The organism is Antarcticimicrobium luteum (assembly GCF_004358185.1).
Taxonomy (GTDB): Bacteria; Pseudomonadota; Alphaproteobacteria; order Rhodobacterales; family Rhodobacteraceae; genus Antarcticimicrobium; species Antarcticimicrobium luteum.
Window position 1 is genome coordinate 24,070 of record NZ_SMUV01000061.1, and the last position, 15,165, is coordinate 39,234.

Annotated in this window: 11 protein-coding genes; 10 read left to right on the top strand and 1 reads right to left on the bottom strand. The window is 66.1% G+C overall.

Annotated elements, in window-relative coordinates; genetic code table 11:
- Window positions 1–38: 38 nt before the first annotated feature.
- Complete coding sequence (locus E1832_RS08520) at window positions 39–737, bottom strand: helix-turn-helix domain-containing protein (RefSeq protein WP_133359319.1); 699 nt, start codon at window positions 735–737, stop codon at window positions 39–41.
- 250 nt (window positions 738–987) lie between these two features.
- Between E1832_RS08520 and E1832_RS08525 the strand changes: the two genes are divergently transcribed.
- The 10 genes from E1832_RS08525 to E1832_RS08570 all read left to right on the top strand — a co-directional run bounded on the left by E1832_RS08525 (window position 988) and on the right by E1832_RS08570 (window position 14,926).
- Complete coding sequence (locus E1832_RS08525) at window positions 988–3,711, top strand: nitrate/nitrite transporter (protein WP_133359320.1); 2,724 nt, start codon at window positions 988–990, stop codon at window positions 3,709–3,711.
- 64 nt (window positions 3,712–3,775) lie between these two features.
- On the top strand, window positions 3,776–7,501 hold the full coding sequence (locus E1832_RS08530; protein ID WP_133359321.1) for a nitrate reductase subunit alpha: 3,726 nt from the start codon (window positions 3,776–3,778) through the stop codon (window positions 7,499–7,501).
- Window positions 7,498–9,018 carry a nitrate reductase subunit beta gene (gene narH / locus E1832_RS08535; RefSeq protein WP_133359322.1) on the top strand — a complete coding sequence of 507 codons (1,521 nt, stop codon included), beginning with the start codon at window positions 7,498–7,500 and terminating at the stop codon, window positions 9,016–9,018. Before E1832_RS08530 ends, narH begins: the two co-directional genes overlap by 4 nt.
- 2 nt (window positions 9,019–9,020) lie before the next feature.
- Window positions 9,021–9,734: a nitrate reductase molybdenum cofactor assembly chaperone gene (gene narJ / locus E1832_RS08540; RefSeq protein ID WP_133359396.1), complete on the top strand. Its 714-nt coding sequence runs from the start codon at window positions 9,021–9,023 to the stop codon at window positions 9,732–9,734.
- Between the two features lie 11 nt (window positions 9,735–9,745).
- Entirely contained in the window at window positions 9,746–10,435 is a 690-nt protein-coding gene (gene narI, locus E1832_RS08545; RefSeq protein ID WP_133359323.1) for a respiratory nitrate reductase subunit gamma, read from the top strand.
- 4 nt (window positions 10,436–10,439) lie between these two features.
- On the top strand, window positions 10,440–11,240 hold the full coding sequence (locus E1832_RS08550; RefSeq protein WP_133359324.1) for a peptidylprolyl isomerase: 801 nt from the start codon (window positions 10,440–10,442) through the stop codon (window positions 11,238–11,240).
- Between the two features lie 5 nt (window positions 11,241–11,245).
- The gene (locus E1832_RS08555) at window positions 11,246–11,824 is read left to right on the top strand and encodes a hemerythrin domain-containing protein (protein WP_133359325.1); all 579 of its coding nucleotides are present in this window, start codon (window positions 11,246–11,248) and stop codon (window positions 11,822–11,824) included.
- Between the two features lie 49 nt (window positions 11,825–11,873).
- A complete protein-coding gene (locus E1832_RS08560; RefSeq protein ID WP_133359326.1) occupies window positions 11,874–13,142 on the top strand; it encodes a molybdopterin molybdotransferase MoeA in 1,269 nt (422 codons plus the stop codon).
- Window positions 13,143–13,165: 23 nt separating this feature from the next.
- Entirely contained in the window at window positions 13,166–13,687 is a 522-nt protein-coding gene (locus E1832_RS08565) for a DUF2478 domain-containing protein (RefSeq protein WP_133359327.1), read from the top strand.
- A 42-nt stretch (window positions 13,688–13,729) separates the two neighbouring features.
- Window positions 13,730–14,926, top strand: coding sequence for an NnrS family protein (locus E1832_RS08570; protein WP_133359328.1), 1,197 nt, complete (start codon window positions 13,730–13,732; stop codon window positions 14,924–14,926).
- The last annotated feature ends 239 nt before the right edge of the window (window positions 14,927–15,165 follow it).

The window sequence follows — 15,165 nt, forward strand, 5'->3', positions numbered from 1 at the left end:
TGCCGGGTAGGGACGTCTGCGCCGCGGGGGGCTGCGTTTCAGGTAGTGTAATCGTCGATCAGCGGACTTGGTCTTGCGAATTGTTCCAGATCGGCGAGGTTGGTGATCCGCACCGTCGCGCCGTCGATCTCGACCCCATAGGGGCGCAGCGCCTTGATCGCGCGCGAGAGGTTTTCCGGCGTCATCCCGAGGAACGAGGCGAGGCGGCGCTTTTCAACCTGCAGATCGAACTCCAGCGCGCCGCCGGCACGCCGGTGATTGCGCAAAAGGTAGTTGGCCAGCCTTTCCTGAGAGGTCCGCAGTTTGAGGTTCTTGGTGGTCTTGACGACCGCCCGGTAACACTGGGCGAGCTCGGTCACCACGGCGCGGGCGAAATCGCTGTCGGCTTCGAACACATTGCGCACATCCAGCGACGGCAGAAGGATGATGCGCGCCTTTTCGGCGGTTCGCGCGGACATGAGGTAAGGGGCGTCCTTGATCGTCGCGGCCAGGATAAAGGTCGAGATCGGCCGCACTGTCGCCATCGAGGTCTCGCGCCCGTTCCATGACGAATACAGCTCTACCGTGCCGGACAGAACCACATGCAGAAAATCGGCGGTATCGCCCTCGGTGATCAGTTCCACCTGGGGCGGAAAGGTCTGGACATAGGCGCCTCGGATCAGATCGTTGAACCTGTCCTCCGACATGTGGCGGAACAGATCCAGCGTTCGAATCTCTGGAATATCATCAGCTCGCACGGTGTCTCCGATAGAAACAATGTGTATTTGTTATGTTCCCCGATTGACAATTGTCAAGCGGTCGGCGGGATACCGTGCGGCGCCGGGACCACATGTTTTTCAGTCGCTGCCCAAGCAATTCATCCGGCGGTTTATTTCCTTCAGGCATGACCCGGTTCTTGATCTGAATCAACCGGGGATGGGCGGTTTTTCCCTTGGGTGACCCGGAAACGCGCTGTTCGCAGCGTGGCCAGTATCTGGAGGGAAACCCATGACAGCGCTTGACGGCGTAACTCGCACGGACCAGACCCGCGCCCTTGGTCTAAGTACTTTCGCCTTTACCGCCTGTTTCGCGGTCTGGACGATCTTTTCCATCATCGGCGTGGCCATCAAGGCGGAACTGGGGCTGAGCGAGTCTCAGTTCGGCATTCTTGTCGCCACCCCGATCCTGACCGGGTCGGTCACTCGCCTGTTTCTCGGCGTCTGGACCGAGAAGTATGGCGGCCGGCTGGTGTTTTCGGCTCAGATGATCCTGACCGCCCTGGCGACGTGGGCGCTGACGCTGGCCGACAGCTATTTCATGTACCTGGTCGCGGCGCTTGGCATCGGACTGGCCGGCGGCTCGTTCATCATCGGTGTCGCCTATGTTTCGCGCTGGTACGACGCCGGCCATCAGGGCACCGCGCTGGGCATATTCGGTGCCGGCAACGTCGGCGCGGCGGTGACCAAGTTCGTCGCCCCCTTTGTCATGGTCGCCTATGGCTGGCATGGGGTCGCCTATGCCTGGGCCGCGGCGCTGGCGGTCATCGGTGTCCTCTTTTTCCTGTTCGCCAAGGAAGACCCCGAACTGATCGAACGGCGCAAGCGGGGTGTGCGCGCGCCCTCGATGGCCGAGCAATTCGCGCCGCTGCGCAATCTGCAGGTCTGGCGCTTTTCGCTTTATTATTTCCTGGTATTTGGCGCCTTCGTGGCGCTGGCGCTGTGGCTGCCGCATTATCTGATCGATGTCTACGGTCTGGACGTCAAGACCGCCGGCATGGCCGCGGCCTCGTTCAGCCTGTCGGCCAGCCTGTTTCGCGCCTATGGCGGCCACCTGTCGGACAAGTTCGGCGCCCGGTCGGTCATGTACTGGACCTTCGGGTTTTCGATGGTCCTGCTGTTCATGCTGTCCTACCCGCCCACCAACTACGTGATCCAGGGCAAGGACGGCGTGATCGCCTTTTCGACGCAGATGGGGCTCTGGCCGTTCGTGGCGACGCTGTTCGCGCTGGGCTTTTTCATGAGCCTGGGCAAGGCGGCGGTGTTCAAGCACATCCCGGTCTACTATCCGGGCCATGTCGGCGCGGTCGGCGGCCTTGTTGGGATGATCGGCGGTCTCGGCGGCTTTGTCCTTCCGATCCTGTTCGGGACGCTTCTGGACCTCAGCGGCATCTACACCTCGTGTTTCGCGCTGCTGTTCGCGCTGGTCGGCGTTGCCCTGCTGTGGATGCACATGTCGGTCCGCGCGATGGAGCGCAAGGCCCACGGCGAGGCGCTGGACAGCCTGCCGGCATTGCCCGAGATGCAGGAGATCCACGACCCCGAGCGCACCGTGATGCCCCGCGTACTGGAGGATTGGCGCCCCGAGGAACCCGGGTTCTGGCAGGACAAGGGCCGCCGCATCGCGCGCCGCAACCTGTGGATCTCGATCCCGGCGCTGCTGCTGGCGTTCTCGGTCTGGATGGTCTGGTCGATGGTGGTGGCGCGGTTGCCGGCGATCGGCTTCGACTTCACCACCAGCCAGCTGTTCTGGCTGGCGGCGCTGCCCGGGCTTTCGGGCGCCACCCTGCGCATCTTCTACAGCTTCATGGTGCCGATCTTCGGCGGCCGGCTCTGGACCACCCTGTCGACGGCCTCTCTGCTGCTTCCGGCGATCGGGATCGGCTATGCGGTGCAGGACGCCGGCACCCCCTATCTGATCTTTCTGACGCTGGCGCTGCTGTGCGGCTTTGGCGGCGGTAACTTCGCCTCGTCGATGGCCAACATCGCCTTTTTCTTTCCCAAGGCGGAAAAGGGCAACGCGCTGGCGATGAACGCGGGGCTGGGGAATCTTGGCGTCTCGGTGATGCAGTTCCTGGTGCCCATCGTCATCACGGCGGGCGTGTTCGGCGCCCTCGGCGGCGCGCCGCAGACCCTGTCGGATGGCGGCCAGCTGTGGATGCAGAACGCCGGCTTTGTCTGGGTGCCCTTCATCCTGGCGGCCACCGCTGCGGCCTGGATCGGCATGGACGACATCGCCGACGCGCGGGCGAGCTTCCGCGAGCAGGCGATCATCTTCAGCCGCAAGCACAACTGGCTGATGTGCATCCTCTACACCGGCACCTTCGGCAGTTTTATCGGCTATTCGGCGGGCTTTCCGCTGCTGACGCGGCTGTCTTTCCCGGATGTGAACGCGATGCAGTACGTGTTCCTCGGCCCGCTGGTCGGCGCACTCAGCCGCGCCGGCACCGGCTGGATCAGCGACCGGTTCGGCGGCGGCCGGGTGACCTTCTGGGTGTTCGCCGCGATGATCCTGGCGGTGTTCGGGGTGATCGCCTCGCTCGGGGCGGGCAGCTTTGCGGGGTTCTTCGCCGCCTTCATGGCGCTGTTCTTCCTGACCGGGGTCGGCAACGCCTCGACGTTCCAGATGATCCCCGCGATCATGGGCCGCGAAGTGCCCCGGCTGCTGCCCGATCTTGATGCCGCAGCCCGCCGCAAGCAGGCCGAGCGCGAAAGCGCGGCGATCATCGCCTTTACCAGCGCGATCGCCGCCTATGGCGCCTTCTTCATCCCCAAGGCCTACGGCACGTCGATCGCCATGACCGGCTCGCCGGTGGGCGCGCTCTGGGGGTTCCTGGTCTTCTACGCGGTCTGCCTGGCGATCACCTGGGTCTACTACACCCGGCGCGGCAGCCTGCTGCACGACCTCGAACGCGGCAAAGCGGCCCAGACGCCTGCGCCCAGCCCCGCCCAGTAAACAGATATCGGGTCCGGCTGCGCATCCGCGGCCGGACCCTCCCCGACATCGAAAGGACAGCCAAATGAGCCATCTCCTCGACAGACTGAACTTCCTGCAGTCCAAGGAACTGGGCCGGTTCGCCAATGGCCATGGCCAGCTCACCCGCGAAAACCGGGACTGGGAAGACACCTATAGAAACCGCTGGCGGCACGACAAGATCGTGCGCTCGACCCACGGGGTGAACTGCACCGGGTCGTGCAGCTGGAAGATCTATGTGAAATCCGGGATCGTGACCTGGGAGACGCAGCAGACCGATTACCCCCGCACCCGCGCCGATCTGCCCAACCACGAACCGCGCGGCTGTGCCCGCGGCGCCAGCTACAGCTGGTATCTTTACAGCGCCAACCGGGTGAAGAATCCGCTGATCCGCGGCAAGCTGATGAAGATCTGGCGCGAGATGCGCAAGACCATGGACCCGATCGCGGCCTGGACCAAGCTGCAGGGCGATCCGATCCTTCGCGCCAGCTATGTGACCTCGCGCGGCAAGGGCGGCTTTGTCCGCGCCAGCTGGGACGAGGCGACCGAGATCACCGCGGCCGCCAATGCCTATACCGCCAGGACGTACGGACCGGACCGCGTGTTCGGCTTTTCTCCGATCCCGGCGATGTCGATGGTCAGCTATGCCGCCGGCACCCGGTATCTGAGCCTGCTGGGCGGCACCTGCATGTCGTTCTACGACTGGTACTGCGATCTGCCCCCGGCAAGCCCGATGACCTGGGGCGAGCAGACCGACGTGCCGGAATCGGCCGACTGGTACAACGCGGGCTTTCTGCTGATCTGGGGCTCGAACGTGCCGCAGACGCGCACGCCCGACGCGCATTTCTATACCGAGGCCCGCTATCGCGGCACCAAGTCGGCGGTGATCTGCCCCGACTATTCCGAGGCGGCGAAATTCGGCGATGTCTGGCTGGCGCCGCAGCAGGGCACCGATGCCGCGCTGGCGATGGCTATGGGTCACGTGATCCTGCGCGAGTTCCACCTCGACCGGCAGGCCGAGTATTTCGAGGACTATTGCCGCAAATACACCGACCTGCCGATGCTGGTGCGGATGGAGGAAAAGGACGGCCGCCTGGTGCCGGGCCGGTTCCTGCGCGCCGATGATTTCGACGGCAAGCTGGGCGAGGACAACAATCCCGAATGGAAGACGATCGCCCTCGACGGCACCTCGGGCAGCTATGTCGCGCCCAACGGGTCGATCGGCTATCGCTGGGGCGAGGACGGCGAGTGGAACCTGGAGGAACGCGCGAAGGGCGCCGAGACCGAGTTGAAGATGTCGCTGGTCCTGGACGAGGATCATGACGATGTGGTCGGCGTCGATTTCCCCTATTTCGGCGGCGTCGCGACCGAGAACTTCGTGCGCTGCGATCACCCGGACGTGCTGACCCGCAACATCCCGGTCAAGACCGTGAAACTGGCCGACGGTGAGGCGCAGGTCGCCACCGTCTTCGACCTGTTCTGCGCCAACTACGGGCTGGATCGGGGCCTGGGCGGTGACTGGGTGGCCTCGGATTACGGGGCCGACATTCCCTATACCCCGAAATGGGCGGAAAAGATCACCGGCGTTCCGGCGGACAAGATCGCCACCGTGGCCCGCGAATTCGCGCTCAACGCGGAAAAGACCAACGGCAAGTCGATGGTGATCCTCGGGGCCGGTCTGAACCACTGGTACCACATGGACATGAGCTATCGCGGCATCATCAACATGCTGGTGATGTGCGGCTGCATCGGCCAGTCCGGCGGCGGTTGGAGCCATTATGTCGGCCAGGAGAAGCTGCGCCCGCAGACCGGCTGGCAACCGCTGGCCTTCGCGCTGGACTGGGGCCGGCCGCCGCGGCACATGAACGCCACCAGCGCCTGGTACGCCCATACCGACCAGTGGCGCTATGAGACGCTGAGCGCGGATGAGATCCTGTCGCCGACCGCGCCCGCCGGCGACTGGGACGCCAGCATGATCGACTACAACATCCGGGCCGAGCGGATGGGCTGGCTGCCCTCGGCGCCGCAGCTCAAACAGAACCCGCTGGAGGTGGCGAAGGCCGCCAAAGAGGCCGGGCAGGAGCCGCGCGACTATATCGCGGGCAAACTGAAATCGGGCGAGCTGGATATGTCCTGCGAGGATCCGGACGCGCCCGAGAACTGGCCGCGCAACCTGTTCGTCTGGCGCTCCAACCTGCTGGGGAGTTCCGGCAAGGGACACGAGTATTTCCTGCGCCACCTGCTGGGCACCGACAACGGGGTTCTGGGCAAGGATCTGGGCGAGGAGGGCCGGCAAAAGCCGAAAGAGGCTCGCTGGCACGACGCCGCGCCCGAGGGCAAGCTGGACCTGCTGGTGACCATCGATTTCCGCATGTCGACCACGGCGGTCTATTCGGACATCGTGCTGCCGACCGCCAGCTGGTACGAAAAGAACGACCTCAACACCTCGGACATGCATCCGTTCATCCACCCGCTGCAGGCGGCGGTTGACCCGGCCTATGAGTCCAAGTCGGACTGGGAGATCTTCAAGGCGATCGCCAAGAAGTTCCAAGAGATCGTGCCGGGCTATCTCGGCCAGGAGACCGATGTGGTCGCCCTGCCGATCCTGCACGACACCCCGGCCGAGATCGCGCAGGACCAGGTGCGCGACTGGAAAAAGGGGGAGTGCGATCTGATCCCGGGCAAGACGGCGCCGAACTATATCGCGGTCGAACGGGACTATACCGCGATCTACGACCGCTTCACCGCGCTCGGGCCGCTGATGGACGAGATCGGCAACGGGGGCAAGGGCATCGCCTGGGACACCAAGGTCGAGGTCCAGCACCTGCGCGAGCTGAACGGCGTGCATCGCGACGGGCCGGCCAAGGGGCTGGCGCGGATCGACACCGACATCGACGCCACCGAGGTGATCCTGATGCTGGCGCCGGAAACCAACGGCGAGGTTGCCGTCAAGGCCTGGGACCAACTGAGCAAGGCGACCGGCCGCGAACACAGGCATCTGGCCGAGGGGCAGGAGCACGTCAAGATCCGCTTCCGCGACATCGCCGCCCAGCCGCGCAAGATCATCTCTTCGCCCACATGGTCCGGGATCGAAAGCGAGGAGGTCTGCTATAACGCCGGCTACACCAACGTGCACGAACTGATCCCGTGGCGGACGCTGACAGGGCGTCAGCAGCTTTACCAGGATCACCTGTGGATGCGTGCCTTTGGCGAGGGGTTCGTCTCCTACCGCCCGCCGGTGGACCTCAAGACGATCACCCGGGACGTGCAGGACGCCGGTGACAGCCTGGTGCTGAACTTCATCACACCGCACCAGAAATGGGGCATCCACTCCACCTATTCCGACAACCTGCTGATGCTGACGTTGAACCGGGGCGGTCCGGTGGTCTGGATTTCCGAGGTCGACGCCAAAAAGGCCGGGATCGAGGATAACGACTGGATCGAGGCCTATAACGTCAACGGGGCGCTGACCGCGCGCGCCGTGGTCTCGCAGCGGATGCGCGAGGGCACGGTATTCATGTACCACGCGCAGGAAAAGATCGTGAACACGCCGGGCTCGGAAAAGACCGGTCTGCGCGGCGGCATCCACAACTCGGTCACCCGTACGGTGCTTAAACCCACCCACATGATTGGTGGCTACGCGCAGCAGTCCTACGGCTTCAATTACTACGGCACCGTTGGCGCGAACCGCGACGAGTTCGTCATCGTCAGGAAAATGAAAAAGGTCGACTGGCTTGACCAAGAGGCAACCGGGAAGGAGGCCGCACAATGAAAGTCCGCGCGCAAATCGGCATGGTGCTGAACCTCGACAAATGCATCGGGTGCCACACCTGTTCGGTGACCTGCAAGAACGTCTGGACCAGCCGCGATGGCGTTGAATACGCCTGGTTCAACAACGTCGAGACCAAGCCCGGCGTGGGCTATCCCAAGGACTGGGAGAACCAGAAACGCTGGAACGGCGGCTGGGAACGGACCCGCTCGGGCAAGTTGCAGCCGAAACAGGGGGCCAAGTGGCGTATCCTGGCCAATATCTTCGGCAACCCCGACCTGCCCGAGATCGACGATTACTATGAGCCGTTCGATTTCGACTATGACCACCTGAAATCGGCCCCCGAGATGGAGGCGTTTCCCACCGCGCGGCCGCGTTCGAAAATCTCGGGCGAGCGGATGGAGAAGATCGAGCATGGCCCGAACTGGGAGGAGATCCTGGGCGGCGAATTCTCGAAACGCAGCAAGGACTACAACTTCGAGGGCGTGCAGAAGGACATTTATGGAGAGTATGAAAACACCTTCATGATGTACCTGCCGCGGCTGTGCGAGCATTGCCTCAACCCCGCCTGCGCCGCCTCCTGCCCCTCTGGCGCGATCTACAAGCGCGAAGAGGATGGCATCGTCCTGATTGATCAGGAGAAATGCCGCGGCTGGCGCATGTGCGTCTCGGGCTGCCCCTACAAGAAGGTCTATTACAACTGGGAAAGCGGCAAGTCGGAGAAATGCACCCTGTGCTATCCCCGCATCGAAAGCGGCAATCCGACCGTCTGTTCGGAAACCTGTGTGGGGCGCATCCGCTATCTCGGCGTGATCCTCTATGACGCGGACAAGATCGACAGCGCGGCCAACACGCCTGCGGATAAGGATCTCTACGACGCCCAGCTCGACGTGTTCCTCGACCCGCATGACCCGGCGGTGATCGAGGCCGCCCGGGCCGACGGCGTACCGGAGGACTGGATCAAGGCGGCGCGGCAAAGCCCGATCTGGAAAATGGCGATGGAGTGGAAGCTCGCCTTCCCGCTGCATCCCGAATACCGCACCCTGCCGATGGTTTGGTACATCCCGCCGCTGTCGCCGATCCAGAACGCCGCCGAGGCCGGCAAGATCGGCCATGACGGCCAGATGCCCGACGTGCGCAGCCTGCGCATCCCGGTGCGCTACCTGGCCAACATGCTGACCGCCGGCGACGAGGAACCCATCGTCCAGGCGCTGGAGCGGATGTCGGCGATGCGCAGCTACATGCGGGCCAAGACCGTGGACGGCGTCATCGACGAGGCGATCGCGGAGCGCGTCGGCCTCAGCGGCCGGGTGATCGAGGACATGTACAAGATCATGGCGCTGGCCGATTACGAGGACCGTTTCGTGATCCCCACCACCCACCGCGAACAGGTGGAGGATGCCTATGACCTGCGCGGCGGCTGCGGCTTTACCGATGGCAACGCCTGTTCCACCGGTATCTCCGAAGGCTCGCTCTTCGGGGGCAAGCGCAAGGCCCTTAAAATGCCGGAGGCAATGTGATGATGGACCGTTCCCTGAAAGCGATGTCGCTGCTGCTGAGCTATCCCAGCGAGGAGTTGCAGCGCGCGATGCCCGAGATCGGCGGCGTTCTGGCCGCCGACAGCCGGATGACGGCGGCCGCCCGGCGCGACCTGCGCCCGCTGGTCGAGGCCCTGCAATCGGGCGACATCTATGATCTGCAGGAAACCTATGTGGGGCTGTTCGACCGCTCGCGCAGCCTGTCGCTCAACCTCTTCGAACATGTCCATGGCGAAAGCCGCGACCGCGGCGGCGCCATGGTCAGCCTGGTCGAGATGTACCGCGATGCCGGGTTCGACCCGGTCACCTCGGAACTGCCCGATCACCTTCCCGTTCTGCTCGAATTCCTGGCGATGCGTCCCTTTTCAGACATCCAGGAAACCTTGGCGGACGCGGCCCATATCTTTGCGGCTTTGCAGACCCGGCTCGACCGGCGGGAAAGCCTTTATGGTGCCGTGTTCGCCGCTCTTTTGCAGATCGCAGGGGCAAAGGCCGATGCCGGGGCCGTGGCCGAGTTGCTGGAGCGGCCCGAGGACGATCCAGAGGACCTCGACGCACTCGATGCCGTCTGGGAAGAGACCGAGGTCACCTTTGGCCCCGATCCCAACGGCGGCTGTCCGCAGGTGCGCGACATGCTGGCCCAGATGGACACACCCGTTAACCCCGCGCCGGGCCGTGCCGCCCAGCCGGCTGAGTGATGGAGGCTCAGATGCATCACTTTCTGTTCGGAATTTACCCCTATATCGCGCTTACGGTGCTGATCTTCGGTTCGATCGCGCGCTATGAGTCCGAGCCCTTCACCTGGAAATCCAGTTCCAGCCAGCTACTGCGGCGGCGCCAGCTGATCATCGGCTCGGTGCTGTTCCATGTGGGCGTTCTGGTGATCTTCTTCGGCCACCTGATCGGGCTGCTGACGCCGATCTGGGTGTTTGATGCCCTGGGCATCAGCCATGGCGCCAAGCAGTTGCTGGCGGTGATCGCCGGCGGCGTTGCCGGGGTGATGGCGCTGGTGGGCGGCGGCATTCTGTTCCACCGCCGCTGGACCGATCCGCGTATCCGCCGCACCTCGAGCTTTGCCGACATCGGCATCCTGGCGCTGCTGCTGGCGCAACTCGTGCTCGGGGTTGGGACGATCTTTGTCTCGCTGCAGCATCTCGACGGGCACGAGATGACGCGGTTCATGGCCTGGGCGCAGGGGATCTTCACCTTTGACGGACAGGCGGCCAGCTATATCGAGGATGTGGCGCTGGTGTTCAAGCTGCACCTGTTCCTGGGGCTGACGATCTTCCTTCTGTTCCCGTTCACCCGGCTGGTGCACATGCTGTCGGTGCCGCTGCGCTATCTGTGGCGGCCCGGGTATCAGATCGTGCGCTCGCGCCGCAAGACCCCGGCGGAGTGATCCGATGACCAGACCCCTGTTCCCCGAAATCACCGTCAACGGAACGGTGCTTTCTGCCGCGGAGATCGCGGCAGAGGCCCAAAACCACCCCGCCCCTGCGGGCAAGCCGGGCCTGGCCTGGCGCCGGGCGGCGCGGGCGCTGGCGATCCGCCGGGTGCTGCTGGACGAGGCCGGCCGGCTGGGCCTGACCCCGCCGCAGACGGAACTGGCACCCGGCAGACTGGAAACGCAGGAGGAGGCGCAAATCAGGGAGTTACTGGCGCAAAACGTACATCCTGCGCCGCTGTCCGAGGAGGAGCTGCGCCGCGTCTACGATCGGAACCCGGAGGCCTATCGCGCGCCGTCGCTCTATCAGCCCGCGCATATCCTCTTCGCGGCCTCGCCGGACGATGCAAAGATGCGGGCGGCGGCGCAGCAGCGTGGCGTGGCGGTGCTGGAAAAACTGCTGGCAGCGCCTGGCCGGTTCGCGGCGCTGGCGCGGGAGGAAAGCGCCTGTTCGTCGCGCGACGCGGGTGGCCAGCTGGGACAACTCAGCAGCGGCGACACGGTGGCGGAGTTCGAGGCGGCGATGGAGGCCGCGCCGGTGGGAGACATCCACCGGCAGCTGGCCGAAACCCGCTATGGCTATCACATCCTGCGCGTGGATGCGCGGGCTGCGGGCGAGATCCTGCCCTTTGACGCCGTGCGCCCGCGTCTGGCCGAGGCCAGCGAAAAGGCGCATTGGGCCGCCGCCGCAAATGCCTATCTCGCCGGGCTTCTGGAGCGCGCCGAGATTGTCGGGCTGGATCTGGACGCGGTGGCCTGACGGCGATGGCGGGGCAGAGGGCATATCCGGACGGCGGCGGCCAGAGGGGGGAACGCGCCGCCACGCTCGGCGATGCGGTTCTGCCCGACCCGCTGGACCATATCGCCGAGGAGCATCTGCGCCTGCGCGAGATTTGCGGGTGGCTCGATGCCCTCGTCGCCGCGGAGCCGCAGCGCGATCCAACCCGGGTCTCCGAGGCCCTGGTGCATCTGAAGATCGTTCTGCCGCGCCATGTCCGGGACGAGGAGGGCGACCTGTTCCCGCTGCTGCGCCGCCGCTCCGGGGGCGACGACGACATCGGCGATACGCTGGACCGGCTGACCGCGGATCACGTCTCCAGCAGGCAGGCCCGGGCCCCGGTGATCGCCGCGCTGGAGCGCATCGCCGCGACCGGGGATGCGGCGCTCACGGCGCAGGAGGGCGCCGCCGTCGCCGCATTCGCCGCGCATGAACGGCGCCATCTGATCGTGGAGAACGCCATCGTGCTGCCGCTGGCGCGGGTCCGGCTGACCCGGAGCGATCTGAAATCGCTGCGGGTGCGGATGATCGAGCGCCGCCGGGCCGATGCGCAGGCGGAGCGATGACAGGCCGCCGGAATCGGATGTGCGGTCGCAATGAGACGAGGGACGTGAAATGACGGTTTTCCAACGGATCGAGAATGCGGCCTGCGGCTGTGACGGCGCGCCATCTCCGGCGGCCCTGATGCCGGTCCGCGAGGCGGTGGCGGCGGCGGTGGCGCTGGTCGCGCCGGTTGCCGAAACCGAGGGGCTGCCGCTGCACCGGGCGCGGGGACGTCACCTCGCCGCTGCCGTGCTGGCCGGGGCCGACATGCCGCGGTTCGACAATGCGGCGATGGATGGATACGCACTGCGCGCGGCCGACCTGCCGGCGGGTGGCGTTCTGCCGGTCAGGGGCACCTGCGCCGCCGGCGACGCGCCCGCGGCGCTGCCGGCCGGCGCGATGATGCGGATCTATACCGGCGCGCCGGTCCCCGAGGGGGCCGACGCCGTGGTGATGCAGGAGGTGGTCGAGCCGGTGGGCGGCGGCATGGTGCGCGCGCGCGTGACCGGAGCTGTGCGGGCGGGCGACAACATCCGTCGCGCGGGCGGCGATCAGCGACGGGGCGATGCGGTGCTGGCGCCCGGTACGCGGCTTGAGGCGAAACATATCGCCATCTGCGCCGGAGCCGGGGCAGGGCAGATCACCGTTCGGCGACGGGCGCGGATCGGGCTGTTGCTGACCGGGGATGAGATCACGCCCGCCGGGCAGGCGCTGCGCGGCGGGGCGATCTGGGATGTGAACACGCCGATGCTGACCGCGCTGTGCCAAGAGGCGGGGGCCGAGCTGACCACCGTGCGGCAGGTTCCGGACCGCCGCGACGATCTTTGCGCCGCGCTCGGCGCGCTGGTTGGCGAGGTCGATCTGATCGTCACCTCCGGCGGCGTGTCGGTCGGCGACCGCGACCACATGAAACCGGCCCTGCGGGCGCTTGGCGCGGAAATGGCGGTCTCGGGCGTGGCGATCAAGCCGGGAAAACCGGTCACCATCTCGCGCCTGGGGGCGACCGCGGTTCTCAGCCTGCCCGGCAATCCGGTGTCCGCCTTTGTCACCTGGCAGGTGCTGGGCCGGCCGATGATCGACCGCCTGGCCGGCGCCGGTGTCCCCGCTCTGCGGCGCCATGTGCGCACCTCGGCGCCGCTGACGCACCGGCCGGGGCGCTGTGAATACAGGCCGGCGTCGATCATCGGATATGACGGTCAGGGTCTCGAGATCGTCGCCTGCGCGCCGCATGTCAACTCGGCCAACCTGGGGCCGCTGGCGGCGGCGGACGGGCTGGTCCTCATCCCCACGGAAACGGACGGGGTGGCGGCCGGCGACATGCTGGAATTCCTGCCGCTCTGATCCCCGCACGAAAGGAAAAGAACATGAAACTGGCCTATGTCATGACCGGCGAACCGGGCGAAACCGATCGCCTTTTGAGCCAATTCTCGCAGACCTGCCTGGCGCAGGGCATTGCGATCGCGGGATTGGTGCAGACCAATATCGAGAGCGCCGATCCGCACCATTGCGACATGGACGTGCTGGTGCTGCCCGACGGGCCGACGTTCCGCATCTCGCAATCTCTGGGCCGCGAGGCGCGCGGCTGCCGGCTGGATTCGGCGGCGCTGGAGGCCGCCGTTGCCGCGGTGGAACGCACCCTGGTGCCGCCCCCTGCGCTGGTGATCGTCAACAAGTTCGGCAAGCGCGAGGCGGAAGGCGGCGGCTTCAGGGCGCTGATCGGCAATTGCCTGGCCGAGGGCCAGCCGGTGATCGTGGGGGTGAACGCGATGAACCTGCCGGCGTTTCTGGCGTTTTCCGACGGGCTGGCGGCGCGCCTGCCGGCCACGGGCGAGGCGTTGACCGACTGGGCGCAGAAGGCGGCACGCGGCGGCAACCTGGCGGCCTGAGCGCGCGCGCCGCCCCCCACCGCAGACAGAGAGGGACACACCATGGGCCAGACCACAGCCGAACAGATGCGCCGCTGGCGGGGACCGGCGCTCTTTACCTTCGGGTTTCGCCCGTTTTTCCTGTTCGGGGCGCTCTGGGCGGGGCTGGCGATGCCGCTGTGGATCGCGATGCTGTCCGGCGCGCTGACGCTGCCCAGCCGGTTCGACCCGGTGTCCTGGCATGCGCATGCCTTTCTGTTTGGCTATCTGGGCGCCGTGGTCGCGGGATTTCTGCTGACGGCGGTGCCGAACTGGACCGGGCGGCTGCCGGTGGTCGGCTGGCATCTGGCCGGGCTGGTCGCGCTCTGGGGGCTGGGGCGGGTTGCGGTTCTGACCTCGGCCCTGTTGCCGGTCTGGGCCTCGGTCGCGGCGGACCTTGCCTTTCCGCTGGTGCTGGGCGCTGTTCTGCTGCGCGAGATCGTCGCCGGGCGGAACTGGCGCAACCTGATCGTGCTGGGGCTGCTGGCGGTCTACGCGCTGGCCAATCTGCTGTTTCACATCGAGGAGGCGGCGGGCGATCTTGCGGCGCAGGGGGTGGGGCTGCGCCTTGGGCTGGCCTCGGCGCTGATGATGATCGCGGTGATCGGCGGGCGCATCGTGCCCTCGTTCACCCGCAACTGGCTGGTGCGCGCGGGGCGGGCGGAGCGTCCGGCGGCGCCGATGCAGCGCTTTGACAAACTCTCGCTGCTGGCCGGGGGGATCGGCCTGGCGCTGTGGGTTCTGTGGCCGCAGGCGCGCCTGACCGGGCTGGGCCTGCTGCTGGTCGGGGCGTTGCATCTGATCCGGCTGGGGCGCTGGAAGGGCGTGCGGACCGCCACCGAGCCGCTGGTCTGGGTGCTGCACCTGGCCTATGCCTTTGTGCCGCTGGGCGCGCTGGCGACCGGTCTGGCGGTGATTTGGCCGGATCTGATCGCGCCGGCCGGCGTCCAGCATCTGTGGATGGCCGGCGCGCTGGGCCTGATGACGCTGGCGGTGATGACGCGGGCCACCCTGGGGCACACCGGACAGGCGCTGCGGGCCGGACCGGTCACGGTGGCCATCTATGCCGGCCTGATCCTGTCCGTGCTGACCCGGTTTGCGGCGGGGATCTGGCCCGAGATGATCCTGTACCAGCTGTCCGGGGGCCTTTGGACGGCGGCCTTTCTGGGATTCGCGGTCGGGTATGGGCCCTTGCTGTCGCGCGCGCGACAGCGCGGCTGACCGGTTCGCGGCTGACCGGTCTGCGGCGGGCGTCTCGGCGACCGATCCCTTATCGTTCGGTTTTGGCGGCTTTTACACCGCGCACCGGGGGCGGGATCAAAGTGTGCAGGTGAACGGCCTGGATCAAAGGCCCGGGTCGCCACGGATGCGCAAATGCCCAGAAGAGTCCCGGATCTGTTTGGAGGCGAGTACCGAACCCGTTTCCGCCTTTTACGGTATTTCACGGATTTTCAAAATTC